Here is an 18,237-nt window from a genome sequence, read left to right on the forward strand (position 1 = left end):
ATGAAAAAATATTATATCGCCATTCTGGCATCACTGATAATTGCCGGAACATCATGTAAAAAGTTTGTGGAGGAGGAGTTGGTAAATACTCTTTCTTATGATTATTATAAAACAGATAAGGGGCTCGAGGATCTTGTAAGATCAGCATACGCTCCGGTAAGGTGGAAGTTCAATGGTGAACAGGCTTATGCCCTGCATAATTTCGGTGACGATGAGTTCATTCTTGGAGACCAGTTTAACTTCATGCATTATAATACTTACGATCCTAATTTGGGAGCAAATGAGCCATTGTTGAATGGTTTATGGATGAATAATTATGATGGAATTAATCGTTGTAATGTTGGAATAACTCTAATTCCTGATTTTCGCGACGATTTATCAAGGACTTTGGCTACAGATGCACAAAGGAACCTGCGTGTGGCAGAGCTTAGATTTTTAAGAGCCTTTTATTACTTCCAACTGGTACAACAATTCGGCGGAGTGCCTTTAGTTCTTGATTATAGTTTGACGCCCAGAACCGAGTTTCCCCGCGCTAGTGTAGCAGAGGTTTATAACCAAATCATTTCCGATCTGCAGTATGCTAAGAATATCCTTCCTGTTACTGCTGCAGAGCAAGGAAGGGTTACAAAGGGAGCAGCTCAACATTATTTAGCAAAAGTTTATTTAACCCGTGGTAGTGCTGTTACTGAAGCCAGAGGACAGCAAACAACTGATATTGACAGTGCTGCTTTTTACGCAGACCAAGTTATAAATAGCGGTACTTATGCGCTGGAGGAGGATTACATGTCGTTGTTCAGCGGTGTTTATCCTGATAATTACCCTAATGTTAGAACCCCCGCAATTGGACAGAACGGCCCTGCCCCTGCAGGAGACTATTCAAAGATTCAACAGGCAAATCGTAGTCGTGAAGTGATTTTTGCTGCACAATTTACTAATAATACAGTAGCAAATGGAGCAAACGGTAACCGCGTTCATGAGTATTTCATAATGCAATACGACCTAAGCATTCCTGGTTTAACAAGAAATGCGGATAACTTTAATGGACGTCCATTTCGTCGGTTAGGCCCTTCTGATTATACGATCGACCTGTTTGATAGAAGGAACGATTCAAGATTTTATAAAAGTTTTAGAACAGTTTATTACTCAAATACAAATGCAGACGTTCCAAGGTTCACGGCAACGAATGCTCCAAATCCATCCTTGGTTGGGAGAGTGAAATATGGAATAGGAGATACCGCGGCATTATTTATTGTAAACGATAGAACTAATCCAATACTATCTACTGATATTTCTAAATTCCGTTATCCCGTTTGGCCCAGATACATTAAGAATGCAACTACTGGAGCTATTACCAAAGGCTTTAGTAACAGTAAATATCTAACTCTGGTAAAACACCTAGACCCGGTAAGGATCACCAGTAACTTTAACGAAGAAAATGGTGTAAAGAATGGTATTCTAGCACGTCTCGGTGAAACCTATTTAATCGCAGCCGAAGCCTACGGTCGTAAGGCTGATTATAGCAAGGCACTTACCTATATCAATAAAATTCGTGAGAGAGCAGCTTATCGGTCTGGAGAATTTAGAAACCCCCAGACCTGGATGTTCGACGGTGGGGTTAAAGGAGATGTTAGCAGCACTTATCCTGATTTGAGAGCAACAGAGGCTTTATTTGAAACAAGCGTAGCTTCAGAACTATATCCGATCGGTATTGCTACAAAGAGGGACCGGTTCATTCACTTTATGTTGAACGAGAGGACAAGAGAGTTATGCGGAGAGTTATATCGGTGGGAGGATTTGGTCAGGACAGAAAACCTTTATAGGCGGGTAAGTTCTGATCAGGGAAAATATGTTGACAAAAGCGGAGCTCAAGTTCGCTATAATCCTGATGCTACTAACATTCAAATGCATCATAAGCTACGTCCTATCCCTCAGCAGCAGATTGATTTAACCACAAGAGATGGTAAGCCTATGGATACCGATATGAAAAAAGCTTATCAAAATCCCGGATACAATTAAAAGATCTAGTAAAGATAAAGGAAGGCGCTGCCCTTCCTTTATCTTTTTGTCGTATTTGTTGTTGAAATTCGAATTTCCTCTTTAACTAATAAGCTAAATCTATAACAGCGATTTTTTTTGACTAGCCTTTTCACTTTTGCGACTTTCTTAAAAAAAAACACAGTAATTCTCGTTGTTTATAAAGATGGCGATGTTCTGTTTTTTTCTTGAAATCAAAACGCCGAAGTTTTTGTAATTCTTTGTTTCTTCCCTTTTGTTATTTACTGGCCAAAATGAAGGCAGACAGGATGCTACAGGTTGCCATCCTGGTTCAATCAATCTAAATTAGTTGCAACCAATTGATAGTGTGAACGTACGAGAGGTTAAAGAGTAACCAATTTTACCAATTAAGTAACCAAGGATTTCTATGATAAAAATTTTACTTTCTACTTTTCTTATATCTGGGGTGCATAATCGTGTCGCAAACTAAGGCAACGTGGCCTGATCAGATTTAAAATTCAAAAATTACATTTCAAAATACAATATGATGAGATCGATACAAAGGTTATTGTACTTTTTATCAGCTGTTTTCTTATTTACTGGTTGTAATAAAAAAGAGTGGGATGAATATTACGGTAGGCCAGATGATTTGGCACCTCCCATTTATCAGCAGTTGCAGGCCAAGGGAAACTTTAAGACCCTGCTTTCCGTAATTGACAAGTCAGGATATAAAGATATTCTAGGGAGATCAGGAGCCTGGACTTTTTTTGCTCCAACAGACGAAGCCTTCCAGAAATTTTTCCAGGATAATAATATCGCAGGGGTAGATCAGGTAACACCTGAGATGGCAAGAAAAATAGCAACTTATGGGCTTGTTTATAATCCTTTTAGAAAAGAGGAACTTACCTCCTTCCAAACGCCTGCAGGAAGAATTGCTGATGGTGCCTTCAGAAGAAGGACAGCCTATTACGATTTCGTGTATACAGAGAATAACAGGAAGGTTGTAGATAACAGTCGAAATGGAACTACAGTAGTTGTTAATGAAAATAATAATAAGTATATTCCTTATTTTATCCCAAGTTACTTTGATTTCAATCAGCTAAATCATGCTTCTACTTATTCCTCCTTTTATCCAGGGCAAGTTCATTCCGACTTTGACGTAGCAGGTGCGAAGGTTATAGAAGCAAACGTTCCCGCTGAAAACGGAATTATCCACGTAATTGACAAAGTTATTACGCCGCTTCCTAACATCGAACAATATATAGCTTCAAAACCGGAATATAGCGACTTTAAAAAATTACTGGATTCTCTTGTAACTTATATTCCCAATGCGGATTTTACAGATAGATACAGAGTTTTAACGGGCTCTTCTGATCCGGTTTTTATAAAGGCGTACAATCCGGGTCTTGCATTCTCTCCAAATAATGAAAGTTATTTGGCTGGTTCTACCGATGGTCAGGCGGCAGCTTGGTCTATTGCTGTTCCTACTAATACTGCATTAAAACCTTTAACTGATGTTATTCTGGAGCATTATAAAACCTTTAGCGCCGCTCCGCAATCCTTGCTGCTTAATCTTGTGAATTCTCACATGTGGCGGGTTCCAGTGTGGCCAGAAAGAGTAAATAGTGAACTTAACTCTCAGTCAGAAAATGTTACTTTCTCTGCTTCAAACATAGTGGAGCGAAAGGCTTTAAGTAATGGTTTCTTGTATGGTGTAAATAAAGCTCAGGAAGCTAACGTCTTCAGGACAATTTATGCTGCCGCATTTCTAAACCCGAACTATATGGCTATGACAAGAGCTATTGATGGTTCAGATCTCAGATCTATAGCTCAAACACCGTCCCTTCGTCAAACGATGATTCTGATGAATAACGTTGACTTACAAGCTGCTGGTTATCGTTTTCGTGAGGACTCTAACCAATGGGAATATGTTGCTCCTGGTACTAGTCCGGTATTTGGTGCAATTCCTTTGGCAAGAATCAATCGTATTATTCAAAGCGCTGTACTAACTACACCAAATGGTGAATTTGATAATTTATCAGGAACCGGAATCGCTGAAGGGTATAATGGAGAATACGTGAAATTTGAAAATAACCGGTTGCAGGCTAGTGGTAACGTGGTAGATAATTCCTTTGTTACGGTCACGGGCAGTCGGGACTATGTGAATGGTAAAGTATATTATGCAAGTGGTGTTTTAAAATTCGCTGAAGATGGTCCCGTAACAGTAGGATCAACATTGGAAAGTCTGTCTACCTCAAAAGCAAGTTCTTTTAGCCACTTTTTCAACTACCTCAGAAACTCTTCTTTATGGAATAATACTACTAAGGAAATTTCGGGAGTGGAAAAAGGAGGATTTTCTACGTTGTTTGTACCCACTAATGCTGCTATAGAGCAGGCAATTAGGGAGGGCAGGCTCCCTGGAACAGTCTCCGGGGCTACTGTTACTCCATCCTTCCTTTTATCTCAACAGTCCGGACCACAGAGAATTGCAGTGGAAAACTTTATTAAGTATTCATTTATAAGTAAAGCAACAGTTGCTATCGACGGAAAGAAGGCTGCTGCTTATCAAACCCTATTAAAGACAGGCACTGGGGATACAAGGTTGATTAGAGTAGAATACGAGGGCTCTAATACGGCTGCCAATTTCAGATTAAAAGACGATAGTGCCACTCCCGCATCAGCAAGCGCTATTTTAACTAACAGCAATAATCTGAGCAACAGGGCTCTTATACATTCTATAAATCAAGTACTGAAATTTTAATGAAGATATTCAAAGGTATGAAAAGCCCATTCTACAAAGTATTTAGTTTAGTGATAATACTGGGTCTTTCTTTTTGCGGGGTAAGTTTAAAAGCTCAAGCGCCGCAAAGGATTACAGTAAAGGGAAAGGTTATCGACTCAAAAGATAAGCTATCAGTTATCGGAGCGTCTGTTGTTGAGCTCGATAAAGATAAGCGTATTGTCAGGGGTGCAACTACCGATATAGACGGTAATTACGCTTTACAAATAAGTAATCCTAATAACTCTATTCAAGTGTCATACTTGGGTTATAAAACTCAAGTTCAGGCTATTAATGGTCGTTCAGTAATTAACATATCACTTGTTTCTAATACCAGTGAACTTGCTGACGTTGTTATCACTGGTAAGCGTACCGTGAATAACGGAACTGGTTTAAGCATTGATGAAAGAAGCTCTACCTTTGCAACTACAACGGTAAATGCTAAGGACTTACAAGAGCTTTCGGCAGCCTCTATCGACCAGGCACTACAAGGCCGGATGCCGGGTGTAGATATCGGAACAACTTCAGGAGACCCAGGTGCTGGGATGTCAATCCGTATTCGTGGTACAGCTTCCTTAAACGGATCTGCTGAGCCGATGATCGTTGTTGATGGAATGCCATTTGAAACAAACATTCCTAGTGACTTCAATTTCTCTACGGCTGACGAGCAAGGTTACGCTCAGCTATTGAATATAGCTCCAACAGATATTAACACAATCACTATTCTTAAGGATGCCGCTTCTACCGCTATATGGGGTGCAAGGGCTGCAAATGGAGTACTATTAATTACCACTAAGCGTGGAGTAGTTGGGAAGCCAAGTATTGGTTATAATTTTAGGGGGACATATTCAAAACAACCTGAAAATATTCCACTTCTTTCTGGAGATCAATATTCAACAGTTATCCTGGAAGCGGTTAATAATAGGAATGGTCTTCCATTAAACACAACTCAAAACACAGAGTTTCTATACGATCCCATGATGCCTTTCCAGTATCACAACTATAGCCAAAATAGTAACTGGATCAACGCAATTACTCAAATTGGTTATTCTCAAGATCACAACGTAACGATGCAGGGTGGTGGGGAAAAGGCTCGTTATTACGCATCTGCAGGCTACTTAAATCAGGTGGGTACAACTAAGGGAACAGATCTCGACCGTATTACCACAACTATCAATCTGGACTATAACGTGTCGAATCGGATCCGTTTCCGTTCAGACTTTAAATATACCCATGTTTTAAACACATTAAACTATTCTGGATCTGTTCGAAATATTGCTTACACAAAAATGCCGAACATGGGAGTGTACCGTTACGATGAATTTGGCAATCAAACACCTAATTATTTTTCTCCAGCATCTAATATTCAGGGATTTTACCAAGGGTTGAATAATAGGAATGAAATAATAGGAACAGTGAATCCACTTGCAATGGTGGAACAATCGTATGCCAGAGTTTATGGTGAGCGTATTACACCTAAGTTTCAGCTAACTTATGATATTTTACCAAACAGTTTGTTAGTATCTACTTTTGATGTTCAGTTTGATATTAATAATCAAAAGACAAAATCATTTTTGCCACAGATTGCAACTGGTAGACCAATCACAGAAACAACGGTAAACAGGGCAGCTGATAGTGATAAAGACTTCTTTGGAGTAAGTACTAAACTAAACTTCATTTTCACTCCCCGGCTGGGAGAGAATCACTCCCTACAGTCATTGTTAACTTTTCAAACCGAGGATCAAACTGTTAACGAGCAAAATATAGTTACGTCAAATACAGCTTCATCTTTTTTACAGGACCCTTCAAATCCGGGAAGGACGCAGAATGCCGATCTTGCACTAAATGGCGGTATATCCAAATATCGTACTATTGGTATTGCTACAACTCAACAGTACGGTTACTTAGATAGATATATTATCAACTTAACAGCTAGGATAGACGGAAATTCACGTTTCGGTTCAAACTACAAGTACGGGATTTTTCCCGCAGTTTCTGCACGATATCGTCTATCTGGTGAGCCGTTCATGAAGCAGTTTAAATTCATTGACGACTTCAGTTTTAGGGCGAGTTATGGACAATCAGGAGGACAGCCTGACAAAAACTACCTCTTCTTCAATACTTATGTACCAACAGCCTCTGATTACGTGGGGATGTCGGGTGTAATACCCGGTCGTTTAGGCCTTGATAATTTGAAATGGCAAACCAACATAGGAAGAAACTTTGGTCTTACTTTCAATGCCTTAAAAAATGCTATTAAGCTTGACATAGACATATATAGTAATAGAGTTAAGGATATGCTGTTTGATAGGTTGCAAGTACCTAATTACACCGGATACACTCAATTAATGGCTAATGTAGGAAGCATGACCAACAAGGGTTTTGAAATTGGCTTGAATACCACTCCTTATCGATCTAAACAATGGATCGTTAACTTTGGATTTAATATAGCCCAGAACACTAACGTTATCACCCAAATTTCTGAGTTTTATCCACGCGTTAACGGAACAAGTATTGGTAATGGTATTTATCGTTCTTACCTCGTGGAAGGTAACCCGTTTGGCTCATTCTATGGGTTTAAATACAAAGGGGTTTATAGTGATCAAAACGCCACTATCGCTCGTGATGCTAATGGAAATCAAATTATTGGTCCGAATAATCAAGTTATCTTAATGCGTTACAATTACCCGACCAGCAATTATGTGTTCCAACCGGGAGATGCTATGTACGAGGATGTGAATCATGATGGTAATATTAACCAGGATGACATAGTGTTTTTGGGGAACAGTATTCCAAAGATTACGGGTGGATTTGGTCCCTCTATAACTTACAAAGGTAACCTGACTTTCAATGCCTTCTTTAGCTATAAGGTAGGGTATAAGATTGTTAATAATACATTAATGAATACAACCAACATGTCAGGTTATAGCAATCAAAGCACCATGGTTCTGCAAAGGTGGCGTAATCCAGGAGACGTTACAAATGTGCCAAGGGCCTTGTTTCAGGATGGCTTTAATTGGCTTGGATCAGACCGGTATGTTTCTGACGCTTCTTTTCTTCGCCTAAAACAGGTTACTGTTAGGTATAACTTACCAAAGCAGAAAGCTAATATGCTTAGAATGAAAAATGCGAGTGTTTATCTGACTGCTGAAAATCTTGCAACTTTTACTAAGTATAAGGGTGTAGATCCGGATGTAGCTTCACGTGGAAGCAACGATCCATTCAGGTATAATGAAGATAAAGCATTAACTCCTCCAACCAGGAATTTACTAATGGGCGTAACAGTTGGCTTTTAAAATAGAACTGCAATGATTAAGAATATAAGTTATAAGATTTTACTACTGTTAGTTTTGCTAGCAGGGACTTCCTGTAAAAAGTGGCTTGACCTTGAGCCTCAGGACGGACTCATAAGGGAAAATTTTTGGAAAACTAAGGAACAGTTGAAATCAGCCGTAATAGGAATCTACGGAGATATGTTAACGAGTGGTCTAGTGGAAAATATGTTCCTCTGGGGTGAATTACGCGGTGATATGTTAGCAATCGGCAACGTGGCGGAAGTATCTGATTTCAATATTATGAACGCAGAAATCCAGCCTACTAATAACAGGGCCAATTGGAGCTCTATATATAGGACTATCAATTATTGTAATACAGTTATTGAGTTTGGCCCAAATGTAAAAAATAATGATCCAACTTTAACTGACGGCCAACTCAATGCATATTTAGCAGAAGCCCGAGCTATAAGGGGACTAATGTATTTCTATTTGCTTAGGATTTGGGGAGAAGTTCCCCTTCAGCTACGAGCTACCTCGAGCGATGCAACTATTCAACAGTTACCGAAAAGCAGTAGGGAAGAAGTTTATAACCAGATCGTAGCTGACCTAGATTACGCCTCAATTAATGCTGTGCCTGCTCATGTTCCGGGAGCGCCTTTAGACCCTCAGAATAAAGGCCGTATTACTCAGTATGCCGTGAATGCTATCCAAGCTGATGTGTATTTGTGGAATGAGAAGTATGAAGAAGCTATTGCAGCTTGCAATAAAGTAATTGCTTCTAATCGCTTCGGGTTGAATCAAGGAGCAAATAACCAGGCTCTTTGGTTTGTTACCACATTTGTTCGAGGAAACTCAAACGAAAGTATCTTTGAATTACAATTTACCAGCCAAACTCCGAACAACTGGTATAATGTTTTTGCAAATACTTCAACTCGTAGATTCATAGCCTCACCTAAATTACCAACCACTTTTTTTCCTGATGATCCCAATCAACCAGATAAAATTGATATCAGAGGTAATGGCGTTTCGTATAGAGGGGCTGATAATGTAATCATGAAATTTGTTGGAACTGACTTAAATAACATTATCGGAACGACAGCCCTCTCTGACCGTCATTGGTTCTTCTATCGTTACGCTGATATTCTATTGATGAAAGCTGAAGCATTAGCGTGGACAGGAAAAGGAGACGAAGCCTTGGCATTAATTAATGATATTAGAACAAGAGCAAATGCACCTGATTTAACGAAAGAATCTCCTGACGTCACGTCACCTTCTGCAGTTTCTGACTATATCATGAATGAACGAGCTAGGGAATTCGCCTTTGAAGGTAAACGTTGGTTTGATATTCTTAGAAATTCGAAACGGAACAATTATGCAAATCTCGATTATATGCTAAAAATAGTTGCAGAATCAGCTTTGCCTGATAGACAACAATCTATTATTACTAAGTATAGAGATACTAGAAGCCATTACTTGCCGATCCATATTTCTGAATTACAAGCTGATAAGCAACTGGTTCAAAATCCTTTCTATTCAAACTAACTAAAATAAGCGATATGAACAGATTTAATAAGTCCAAAAGATCTATAAAGACAGGGTTGCTGTTCTGTCTGGCTCTTTTATGCTTTATTTCGTGTAAGAAGGAGCCAATTGTAACTACTACAAGCGACCAGGTAAATATTACCACTTTCCTTGATAAAAATCCTGACAAATTTTCGGAATTCCGCAAGATACTGGAGATCACAGGTACTGCTGGCTATCTACAAGCCTACGGAACTTATACCTTATTTCTTCCTACTAACGAGGGGGTAAGGAAGTACCTCCAGGATAGTGGAAAATCTTCAGTAGAGCAGGTAAACGTAGATTCCCTTAAAGATCTAGTAAGATTTCACCTTATTGAGGACACCATATCTACAGAGAAATTTGGCGATGGTAAGTTGAATTCTTTAACAATGCTGGATCAGTATTTAATTACTGGCGCTACTAACGCAGGAGGAATAACAAAGGTAACTGTAAACAGGCAGGCTAATCTTGAGCAACCGAACATAAGATTAGGAAACGGCTATGTGCATATAATAGATAATATGCTTAGACCGTCTACAAGAACTCTTGCAAAGGCAATTGAAGCTAATCCTGCCAATTCAATATTTGTTCAGGCCCTAAAAGTAACCGGTCTCTATGATACTTTAAATGTTCTTCCTGAGAACAACCTTGATTTGCAAAAGAAGTATATGACAGTGTTTGTGGAATCTAATAGTGTATTAGCTAGTGCTGGTATTACCGACTTCAAGGCTTTGACTGATAAATATTCACCTAATGCTACCAATTATACTAATGGCAATAACGGTTTGCACATGTGGGCCGCTTATCACATTTTGTTTTACGCGAAGTATTTGGCAGATATTGTTTCGTCTCAAGGTCATCCAACATTGGCACGTCCCGAAATTGTTTCTTCACAGTTAAAGAACGAGCAGGTGTTGATAAATGATATAATTTTCAATGGTACTTACGAGCCGGGCTTCTTATTATCAAGAACAATTAGTGATAATTCTGCAATAAATGGAGTATACCATTACACTGCTCCTTACAATGCTGCCGGAACGGCCCCGACTACCGGGCACTTTGGTGTAAAAAAACGGGATCCTTTTCCGGTATATTGGGATGTTGCTGATTTCCCGGAGGCGCGTAAGAACCCAAGCTTCCGCAAGTCAGGTGCACCAGCAATAACATTTACAAAACCCTCAGCCACCGCAGCAAGCCCCATAAAAGGTTGGTGGTGGCCTAAAACTGGGGATGGGGTATATTACAGAAACTCGCCCGCTGGTGAGCCATGGGTATTCGGGGATTTTTTGAACTTGTTTTTGGGTAACGTGGCAGGAAACATTCGCCAAGAGTTTATTGAAATGAAGAGCCCTCTTGTTGTTAGAGGTAAATATGTAGTATGGGTCTGCTATCGCAGACGAAATCAGTCGGGAACGTATCCGACCAATATTGCCACCCAAACACGAGTTGTTGTGGATGGAGAGGTGTTGCCAACTACTTTCAATTTTGGGGAGCCAGCTCCACTTGGCTCGACTTCTGAACTGGAGGCTTTAGGATGGAAGTACTATACCTCCACGGGAAACGCAGCAAGCCCATTCCTAAAACAAACGTATAACGCATCAGGAGTATATAACAATAATCCCTGGATATCAAAGAAAGTGGGTGTTGTAGACATAAAAACTACAGACATTCATACGGTCAGGCTTGAAGCTGTACAAGGAACTCAAAATGCAAATGATCTGGATATGATCCATTTTATCCCCGTTGACTGGTCTTCTCAAGTTCTGCCTCGATTTAAAGTGGATGGAACTCCCGACTTTACGCCTTATCCTGGTACACATTAAAATCAGGTTATTTTAATACATCCCGGAAAGGGATCAAAGCCTTTCCGGGTTCAATAAATAATATTTTTATTATGAATATATCCTTACGTTTCATCCTCCTTTATCTGCTTAGTGTGGTTGCGCTCTTTTCCTCTTGCGAAAAGAAGTGGGATGATCATACAGAATTGAGCAATTCTCTATACGGAGAATCACTTTTTGATCAGATTCAGAAAAATCCAGATTTAAGTAAATTCGTAGACCTTCTTAAACAGACGAAATATGATTCCGTTTTGGCGTCATCCAATACATTCACGGTTTGGGCTCCAACGAATGCTGCAATCGATGCAGTTGATCCAACTTATCTTGATTCTGATGTAAAACGGAAGTTATTTGTTGGAAATCATATCTCGAAGCAATCATACCTAACTTATGGTGCTGCCGACCCTTTCACCAAAATTAAGGTAATGAATGGGAAAAATGTTCAATTTACAAAGACTGCTGTTGATGGAATAACTTTACTAAGTAAAGACCTTTACGTAGGAAATGGCACTTTGCACACTATTGGTTCAGCTATTCTTCCGAAGCCTAATGCTTGGGAGTACCTCTTGTCTACAAACACAACTCAAAAAGCACTTTTGAACTCCTATACTGAAACGTATTTAGATTCTTCAAAAGCTGAGCAGATCGGTGTTAGACCTAATACCGGAGAACCTATTTTTAAAGAGGGAACAGGAATTGTAATGAGAAACCGCTTTCTTAATCGTTACAGCCAGGCATCCGACATAAGTAATGAAGATTCTTTATTTACCTATATTATCTTAACAGATCAGGCTTTTATTAATGAAAAAAATAAGCTATCTAAGTATTTTAAGTTAGGGACAGACGATAGTACTTCGGTTCTTACCGATTTTAATATTATCAAGGACCTTGCCTTTAAAGGAATTTTAGACGCTGATAATTTTCCGGCTAACGTTTACTCCATCGGTGATAGTGTTAGATTTCATTTGAACAAAGGGCACATAGTAGAAACTAAACGTGTTAGTAATGGCATCGTGTATGTAATGAACAACATTAACTACGATTTAGGGAGTGGAACTTACGATCCTTATACTAAAATTAAGCCGATTGTAATAGAGGGAGAGAGGGGGGCGTTTTTCAGTCCTGCACGTACCTTCAACACTGTAACTAAAAGAAACCCCAATGGAAGTAGCTATCAGCAATTATATTTATCCAACCATGGGGTGAATGCACTGGCAGCCCGCTATAGGCCTTCTTTTGTCAATTCAGTGAAATATAAAGTATACTGGAGAGTGGTAAGGGATTTTAACTTGTCTGTTACGGGTACCGCTACAAATCTCGTTCATTTTCCAATGCGGCTGGCTTTTAAAACATCTGCTTTAACGACTGGCTTTAATTATATTCCTGAACCAGGTGTGGTCCGTCGTACAAATTCAACTGGTCAACCGGTGTTAGACGTTAATGGAAAGCCCACTTTTGATCCTGACTACAGTGAAGTATATCTTGGTGAATTTACGGCCGATAAAGTATTTGCAAATAGGACCGAAGTTGGAGATTTAAAGGACAAAGAAGCAAGTATGTTACCCATATTTTTAGTTGGAAATACTACTACCGGAAATGGAACCAACACATTATTGCTCGATTATATCAAACTAGTACCTGTATTACCATAGAGAATTAAGCGTTAAAAATCCGAATTATGCACATATTTATAAAAGCGGCCAAGTTTTTTGTCTTGCCATATTTTGTGGTGTTTTCTTCCCAAAATATATTGGCACAGCAAGACTCTGTTTCTACGGGTTCTGCCGCTGTTCAAAAAGTTAATGATAACAGAATTAAGGCTAGTGGAGTTATAACGGATGCCGCTACAGGAAAGCCGCTGGACGGAATTAGTATCAGCGTTCCGGGGTATTCGGCATCAATCACAAATGAAAAAGGCGAGTTCACAATTTCTGTCCCCGATTATAATACTGTTTTAGTTGTAAATGCCCAGGGCTTCCAAACGAAGGAGATTGCTTTGAAAGGTAGACGATCGGTTAAAGCGAGCTTGTATGAAGCCGAGTTCAATTCTGTTTATGAAGAAGTAAAGCTACCATACGGCTCTAAATCTTATAGTCAGACCGCAGGCGCGATAAGCACAATTACTGTTAAGGATAGTTGGCAACGTAGTTCCTCTGAAACGCCAGATACTTACATCCAGGGTAGAATTACCGGGTTAAATGCTATTAGACGTTCGGGGACACAAGGCATTGGGTCTACTTTGTTCCTACGCGGTTACAACTCTTTAAATACGACAAATCAACCGTTAGTAATAGTAGACGGAATACTTTTCGACAACACAGACTATGGTTTGTCTTTACTTTCTGGTTACACTGATAATCCTTTAGCGAATATCGATTTAAAAGATGTTGACAATATTACTGTAGTTAAGGATGCAACAGGCTCTACTTATGGCACTAAGGCTGCGAATGGGGTAATATACATAACTACTAATCGCGCGCGGCAGCAAGCTACTCAAATTGATTTTGGTGCATTTACGGGTTTCAATGCGAAGCCCTCATTGATTCCTCTCCTTAACGGAAGCCAGTATCGATCTTACCTATCTGATCTTCTGAAAAGTAGTGGAGCAACTGATGGCCAGATTGCGGCTGCCCCTTTCATGAATTCTGATCCTAATAGTATCGATTATAAAAGGTCTAATTTTAATACGAATTGGCAAAATCAGGTTCTTGATAATTCCGTTAACCAAAACTATTATATGAAGGTAACGGGCGGGGATAATATTGCTACTTATGGGCTTTCACTAGGTTTTCTTGATAATAAAGGCGTGACAAAGAATACTAGCTTGCAACGTTACCAGGTCAGATTTAACGCTGATCTGAATCTTACAAAGAAGTTTAAAGGTATTGCCAATTTATCCTATGTAAGAAATAATCAGGATTTGAGAGACCAAGGCTTGTCAGTAAAAACAAACCCGATCTATCTGGCTTTGACAAAGGCACCTTTTTTATCCACAAATGAAGTTGCTGAAAATGGCCTTCTTTCACCCAATCTAGCTGCGGTTGACTATTTTAACATGAGCAATCCAACTGCCGTAATTCAAAAAATGGCAGGTACAAATAACAACTATCGTTTAATTGGCTCCCTCGGTTTTAATTATGCTTTTAACAAACAGTTGAATTTAAATATCCTGGGAGGAATAACCTACGGTAATGTTAGAGAAACATATTCCAAAGTTAATACGGGGATAGTAAGTGATACTCTATCTCAAGCAGTTGCTGCAAGGTCCTCTGGCAGTAATGTTGAGAGGCTCTATTCTATGTTCACCGATGCACGCCTTTCCTTCAATAAAACATTTAATAATGTTCATAATCTAAGCACAAATATTGGTGTAAGGTACAATGACAACAAGATGGAAACCGACTATGGCTATGGCTATAATGCTGCAACGGATGACTATGTAACAGTGGGACAGGGACAGGCTGCATTAAGGAGGATAAGCGGAGAAAATGGAAGCTGGAGATGGTTAAATGTGTACGCAAATGCAGATTATGCTTTTAGAAGTAAATATATTATTTCAGGAAACCTGGGTATTGATGGTTCATCGAGGTTCGGATCGGAATCAGACGCACCAATCAAATTAGGCGGCGTAGCTTACGCAATAACTCCGTCTATTGCGGGTGCTTGGATTGTTTCTTCAGAACCATTTATGGCAAATAGCAAAGCTGTAGAGTTTTTAAAGTTAAGAACTAGCTTTGGGATGGTGGCTAATGACGACCTAGGAAACTACACAGCTCGCCAATACTACTTAAGTCAGAACTTCCTTGGGACACAAGGGTTAGTGCGTGGAAATGTAGCTAACACTTCTATAAAGTGGGAAGATATATGGAAGTACAATGCCGGTGTCGACGCCTCATTTTTAAAAGAACGTTTGAAACTTAGCTTCGATTATTTCTACAACCGCACCTATGATATGTTGACACAGCAAGCTGTTCAAACCGTTACAGGATTTGATTATGCCTTCGCAAATAACGGCGGCATGAGAACTAGGGGCGTGGAGTTTGGCGCTAACGGTCGTGTTTCAAAGAAAACAGTAAAATGGGATTTGGGGGTTAATATTTCAACATTTGAAAACGAAATCACCCGTATACCTAACGATCGTCAAATTACGTCTTATGCCGGAGCTCAGATACTTACACAAAAAGGCTTGGCCGCTAACTTATTCTACGGGTTTAAGACAAATGGAGTATACAGCACAAGCGCAGAGGCTGCTGGGGCAAATGTGCAGAACAGAAGAAACGATGGCACTATCACTCAATTTGGTGCAGGTGATATTCGTTTTGTTGATATTAACAATGATCGGTATATAGATGATAATGACCGAGTTGTTATAGGTAATCCAAATCCGGATTTTTTTGGTATGATTAGTAATACCCTTTCCTGGAAAAAATTCACTTTCGATGCTTTATTCTCTTTTTCTGTAGGAAATGATGTTTACAACTATCAGCGCCGGAATATCGAAGCTATGAACGGGTTTGAGAACCAAACTCCTGTTGTACTTAATAGATGGCGAGCAGAAGGTCAGATTACTGATGTTCCGAGAGCAATAATTGGAGATCCTTCAGGAAATTCGAGGTTCTCTGATAGATGGATTGAAGACGGATCGTATTTTAGACTTCGGACCATTTCAATTGGATATGACCTTCCGATAAACAAGGGGATAAAATATGCAAAGGTTTATGTAACTGGAAATAATGTATTTACGATAAGCAAGTATCTTGGATATGATCCTGAATTTAGTACTACGGGTTCTGTCTTCACTCAGGGGATTGACACAGGAGCAGAACCTCAATTCAGATCGTTTCAACTAGGAGTTAGAGTAGGATTATAAAAAGCTTTTTTTGATAAGTATGAAAAGAAATTTAAAAAGCCTGTTTAGTGGATTTTTATTAGTTTCCATTACACTAAGCACGCTTTCGTGTAAGAAGATGTTTGATCTCCAGCCGGAAGATGCTTTGCCGGCAGAACTAGCCTATCAAAACGTATACGATGCGGATGCCGCCATAATGGGAATTTATGGAAAGTTTACGACTCTCGCAGATAGATATGTTGTTTTGAACGAGCTTCGGGGAGACTTAGAGGACGTTACTCTCAATGCAGATAAATACTTGAGGGAAATTAACGAGCATAATGTATCACCAGACAACCCTTGGGCTAATCCTAAGCAATGGTACGAAGTGATAATCAACTGTAACGATGCTATGCAAAACTTTGATGTAATGCTCGCTAACAAACGATTAACACAGGATGAATATAAAGTAAGGTATTCTGAAGTTGCAGCATTAAGGACATGGATATATTTGCAATTAGGGATCCAGTACGGTGAGGTTTATTACGTTACCGATCCTCTTGTAAGTATTTCTGATATAAATGACTTAAACAAGTTTCCTAAACTTGATTTGTCAACCTTGATTACAACTCTAACAGATTTTGCAGAGAAATTACCTTCCAAAGAACCCATCCCGGCAGGTAACTCTTTACGCATAACACTCGATTCTTATAATACAGAGAAGGTATTTATTAATAAATATATGCTTCTTGGTGACCTTCATCTTTGGAAGGGAGAATATGCTTTGGCTGCGAGATACTATAAAGCATTAATGGAATATGGAAGTGTATTGGATCCTACAGGCACACAAAGGGAATTTTATGGTTCTTTTAATGTAGGTGGAAATCCTCATGATTTAGGCAATGCTGATTGGTATAGAATTTTTAGTCAGGGTTATAGCGAAAGAGCTCAGAACCATGAAAACTTTTGGATGATACCTCTAGATATCAAGTTTAGTCCCGGAAACCCGTTTGTAAATCTTTTTGCTCCGGATGGTGATAAATATAAAATTAAACCTTCCTCGTTGGCTATTAAAAACTGGAACGATCAGTTGCGTAGGAACGCTGACGATCCCGCCTTGAACGGACAGCCCGGTGATATTCACAGAGGCCTTGGGGCCAACTTAACGGGTTCTAGCTATGAATTGACTCCTTCAGGACCCGTAGTTAATAAATTACTAACTAGTTACAACAGTCGATCTCCTTTTACAACGGGTAATGGAAAGTGGATTTTATACCGAACAGCATTATTACACCTGCGCATGGCCGAAACGGCAAATAGAGATGGTATAGATAAGTTGGCGTATGCGTTAGTGAATTTAGGAATAAGAGAAGCTTATACGCCAAAGTATAGACCACTACCAGCCGATGTAACTAACATTATGATCAGTAGGGATTCTGTTAATACAGACCCCAGCTATTTATTCTTCGCCAGGAATGGCGAGATCCCGAGATACCGTGACAAGTACTCATTCAACTTCGGTATTCGAGGACGGGTTGGACTTGTTCCTGTAACCGTTGACTCTGCTGCATATTTTAACATGTCAAATCGAGGCAGGGAAAATAAGCCATTACTCAATGCATCTTCTAGGACCGGTCTGACAGTGGCAATGGAGGATATAATAGTAAACGAAGCTGCTCTGGAGCTAGCTTTCGAGGGAAACCGCTGGCAGGACTTAGTAAGGATTGCCTTGCGTAGGGAAAGAGACCAGCCAGGAAAGGGTAGGGAATTCTTAAGAAATTCTGTTGCTAAAAAATTCCAGACTGCTAACCAAGCCGTGCCTGCAGGAGTGGAAAAGCTGGGTGCAGATGTGAAAAATTGGTTTTTACCATTTAAATGGCAATAAATAGATAATACTGAACAGGAGATCATCGCGAGAGATCTCCTGTTTTGATTCTTGCTAACCTCTACTTATCA

General features: G+C 39.5%; 8 protein-coding genes. All 8 read left to right on the forward strand.

Translation table 11 applies throughout. From position 1 onward, the window contains the following. The 8 genes from J4N25_RS10645 (at nucleotide 1) to J4N25_RS10680 (ending at nucleotide 18,166) form a co-directional block, all read left to right on the forward strand. Complete coding sequence (locus tag J4N25_RS10645; protein ID WP_207422186.1) at nucleotides 1-2,016, forward strand: RagB/SusD family nutrient uptake outer membrane protein; 2,016 nt, start codon at nucleotides 1-3, stop codon at nucleotides 2,014-2,016. Between the two features lie 523 nt (nucleotides 2,017-2,539). Next, the gene (locus J4N25_RS10650; protein WP_207422187.1) at nucleotides 2,540-4,756 is read left to right on the forward strand and encodes a fasciclin domain-containing protein; all 2,217 of its coding nucleotides are present in this window, start codon (nucleotides 2,540-2,542) and stop codon (nucleotides 4,754-4,756) included. Next, nucleotides 4,756-8,070, forward strand: coding sequence for a SusC/RagA family TonB-linked outer membrane protein (locus J4N25_RS10655; RefSeq protein WP_242695867.1), 3,315 nt, complete (start codon nucleotides 4,756-4,758; stop codon nucleotides 8,068-8,070). Before J4N25_RS10650 ends, J4N25_RS10655 begins: the two co-directional genes overlap by 1 nt. A gap of 12 nt (nucleotides 8,071-8,082) precedes the next feature. Next, on the forward strand, nucleotides 8,083-9,591 hold the full coding sequence (locus tag J4N25_RS10660; protein WP_207422188.1) for a RagB/SusD family nutrient uptake outer membrane protein: 1,509 nt from the start codon (nucleotides 8,083-8,085) through the stop codon (nucleotides 9,589-9,591). Between the two features lie 14 nt (nucleotides 9,592-9,605). Then, nucleotides 9,606-11,435 carry a fasciclin domain-containing protein gene (locus J4N25_RS10665; protein WP_207422189.1) on the forward strand — a complete coding sequence of 610 codons (1,830 nt, stop codon included), beginning with the start codon at nucleotides 9,606-9,608 and terminating at the stop codon, nucleotides 11,433-11,435. A gap of 71 nt (nucleotides 11,436-11,506) precedes the next feature. After that, nucleotides 11,507-13,105: a fasciclin domain-containing protein gene (locus J4N25_RS10670; RefSeq protein ID WP_207422190.1), complete on the forward strand. Its 1,599-nt coding sequence runs from the start codon at nucleotides 11,507-11,509 to the stop codon at nucleotides 13,103-13,105. Between the two features lie 26 nt (nucleotides 13,106-13,131). After that, a complete protein-coding gene (locus J4N25_RS10675) occupies nucleotides 13,132-16,323 on the forward strand; it encodes a SusC/RagA family TonB-linked outer membrane protein (RefSeq protein WP_207422191.1) in 3,192 nt (1,063 codons plus the stop codon). Nucleotides 16,324-16,342: 19 nt separating this feature from the next. After that, nucleotides 16,343-18,166 (forward strand): RagB/SusD family nutrient uptake outer membrane protein, encoded by a 1,824-nt coding sequence (locus J4N25_RS10680; protein WP_207422192.1) that lies wholly within the window; start codon nucleotides 16,343-16,345, stop codon nucleotides 18,164-18,166. Nucleotides 18,167-18,237: the final 71 nt, after the last annotated feature.

It is taken from the genome of Desertivirga brevis, assembly GCF_017355835.1.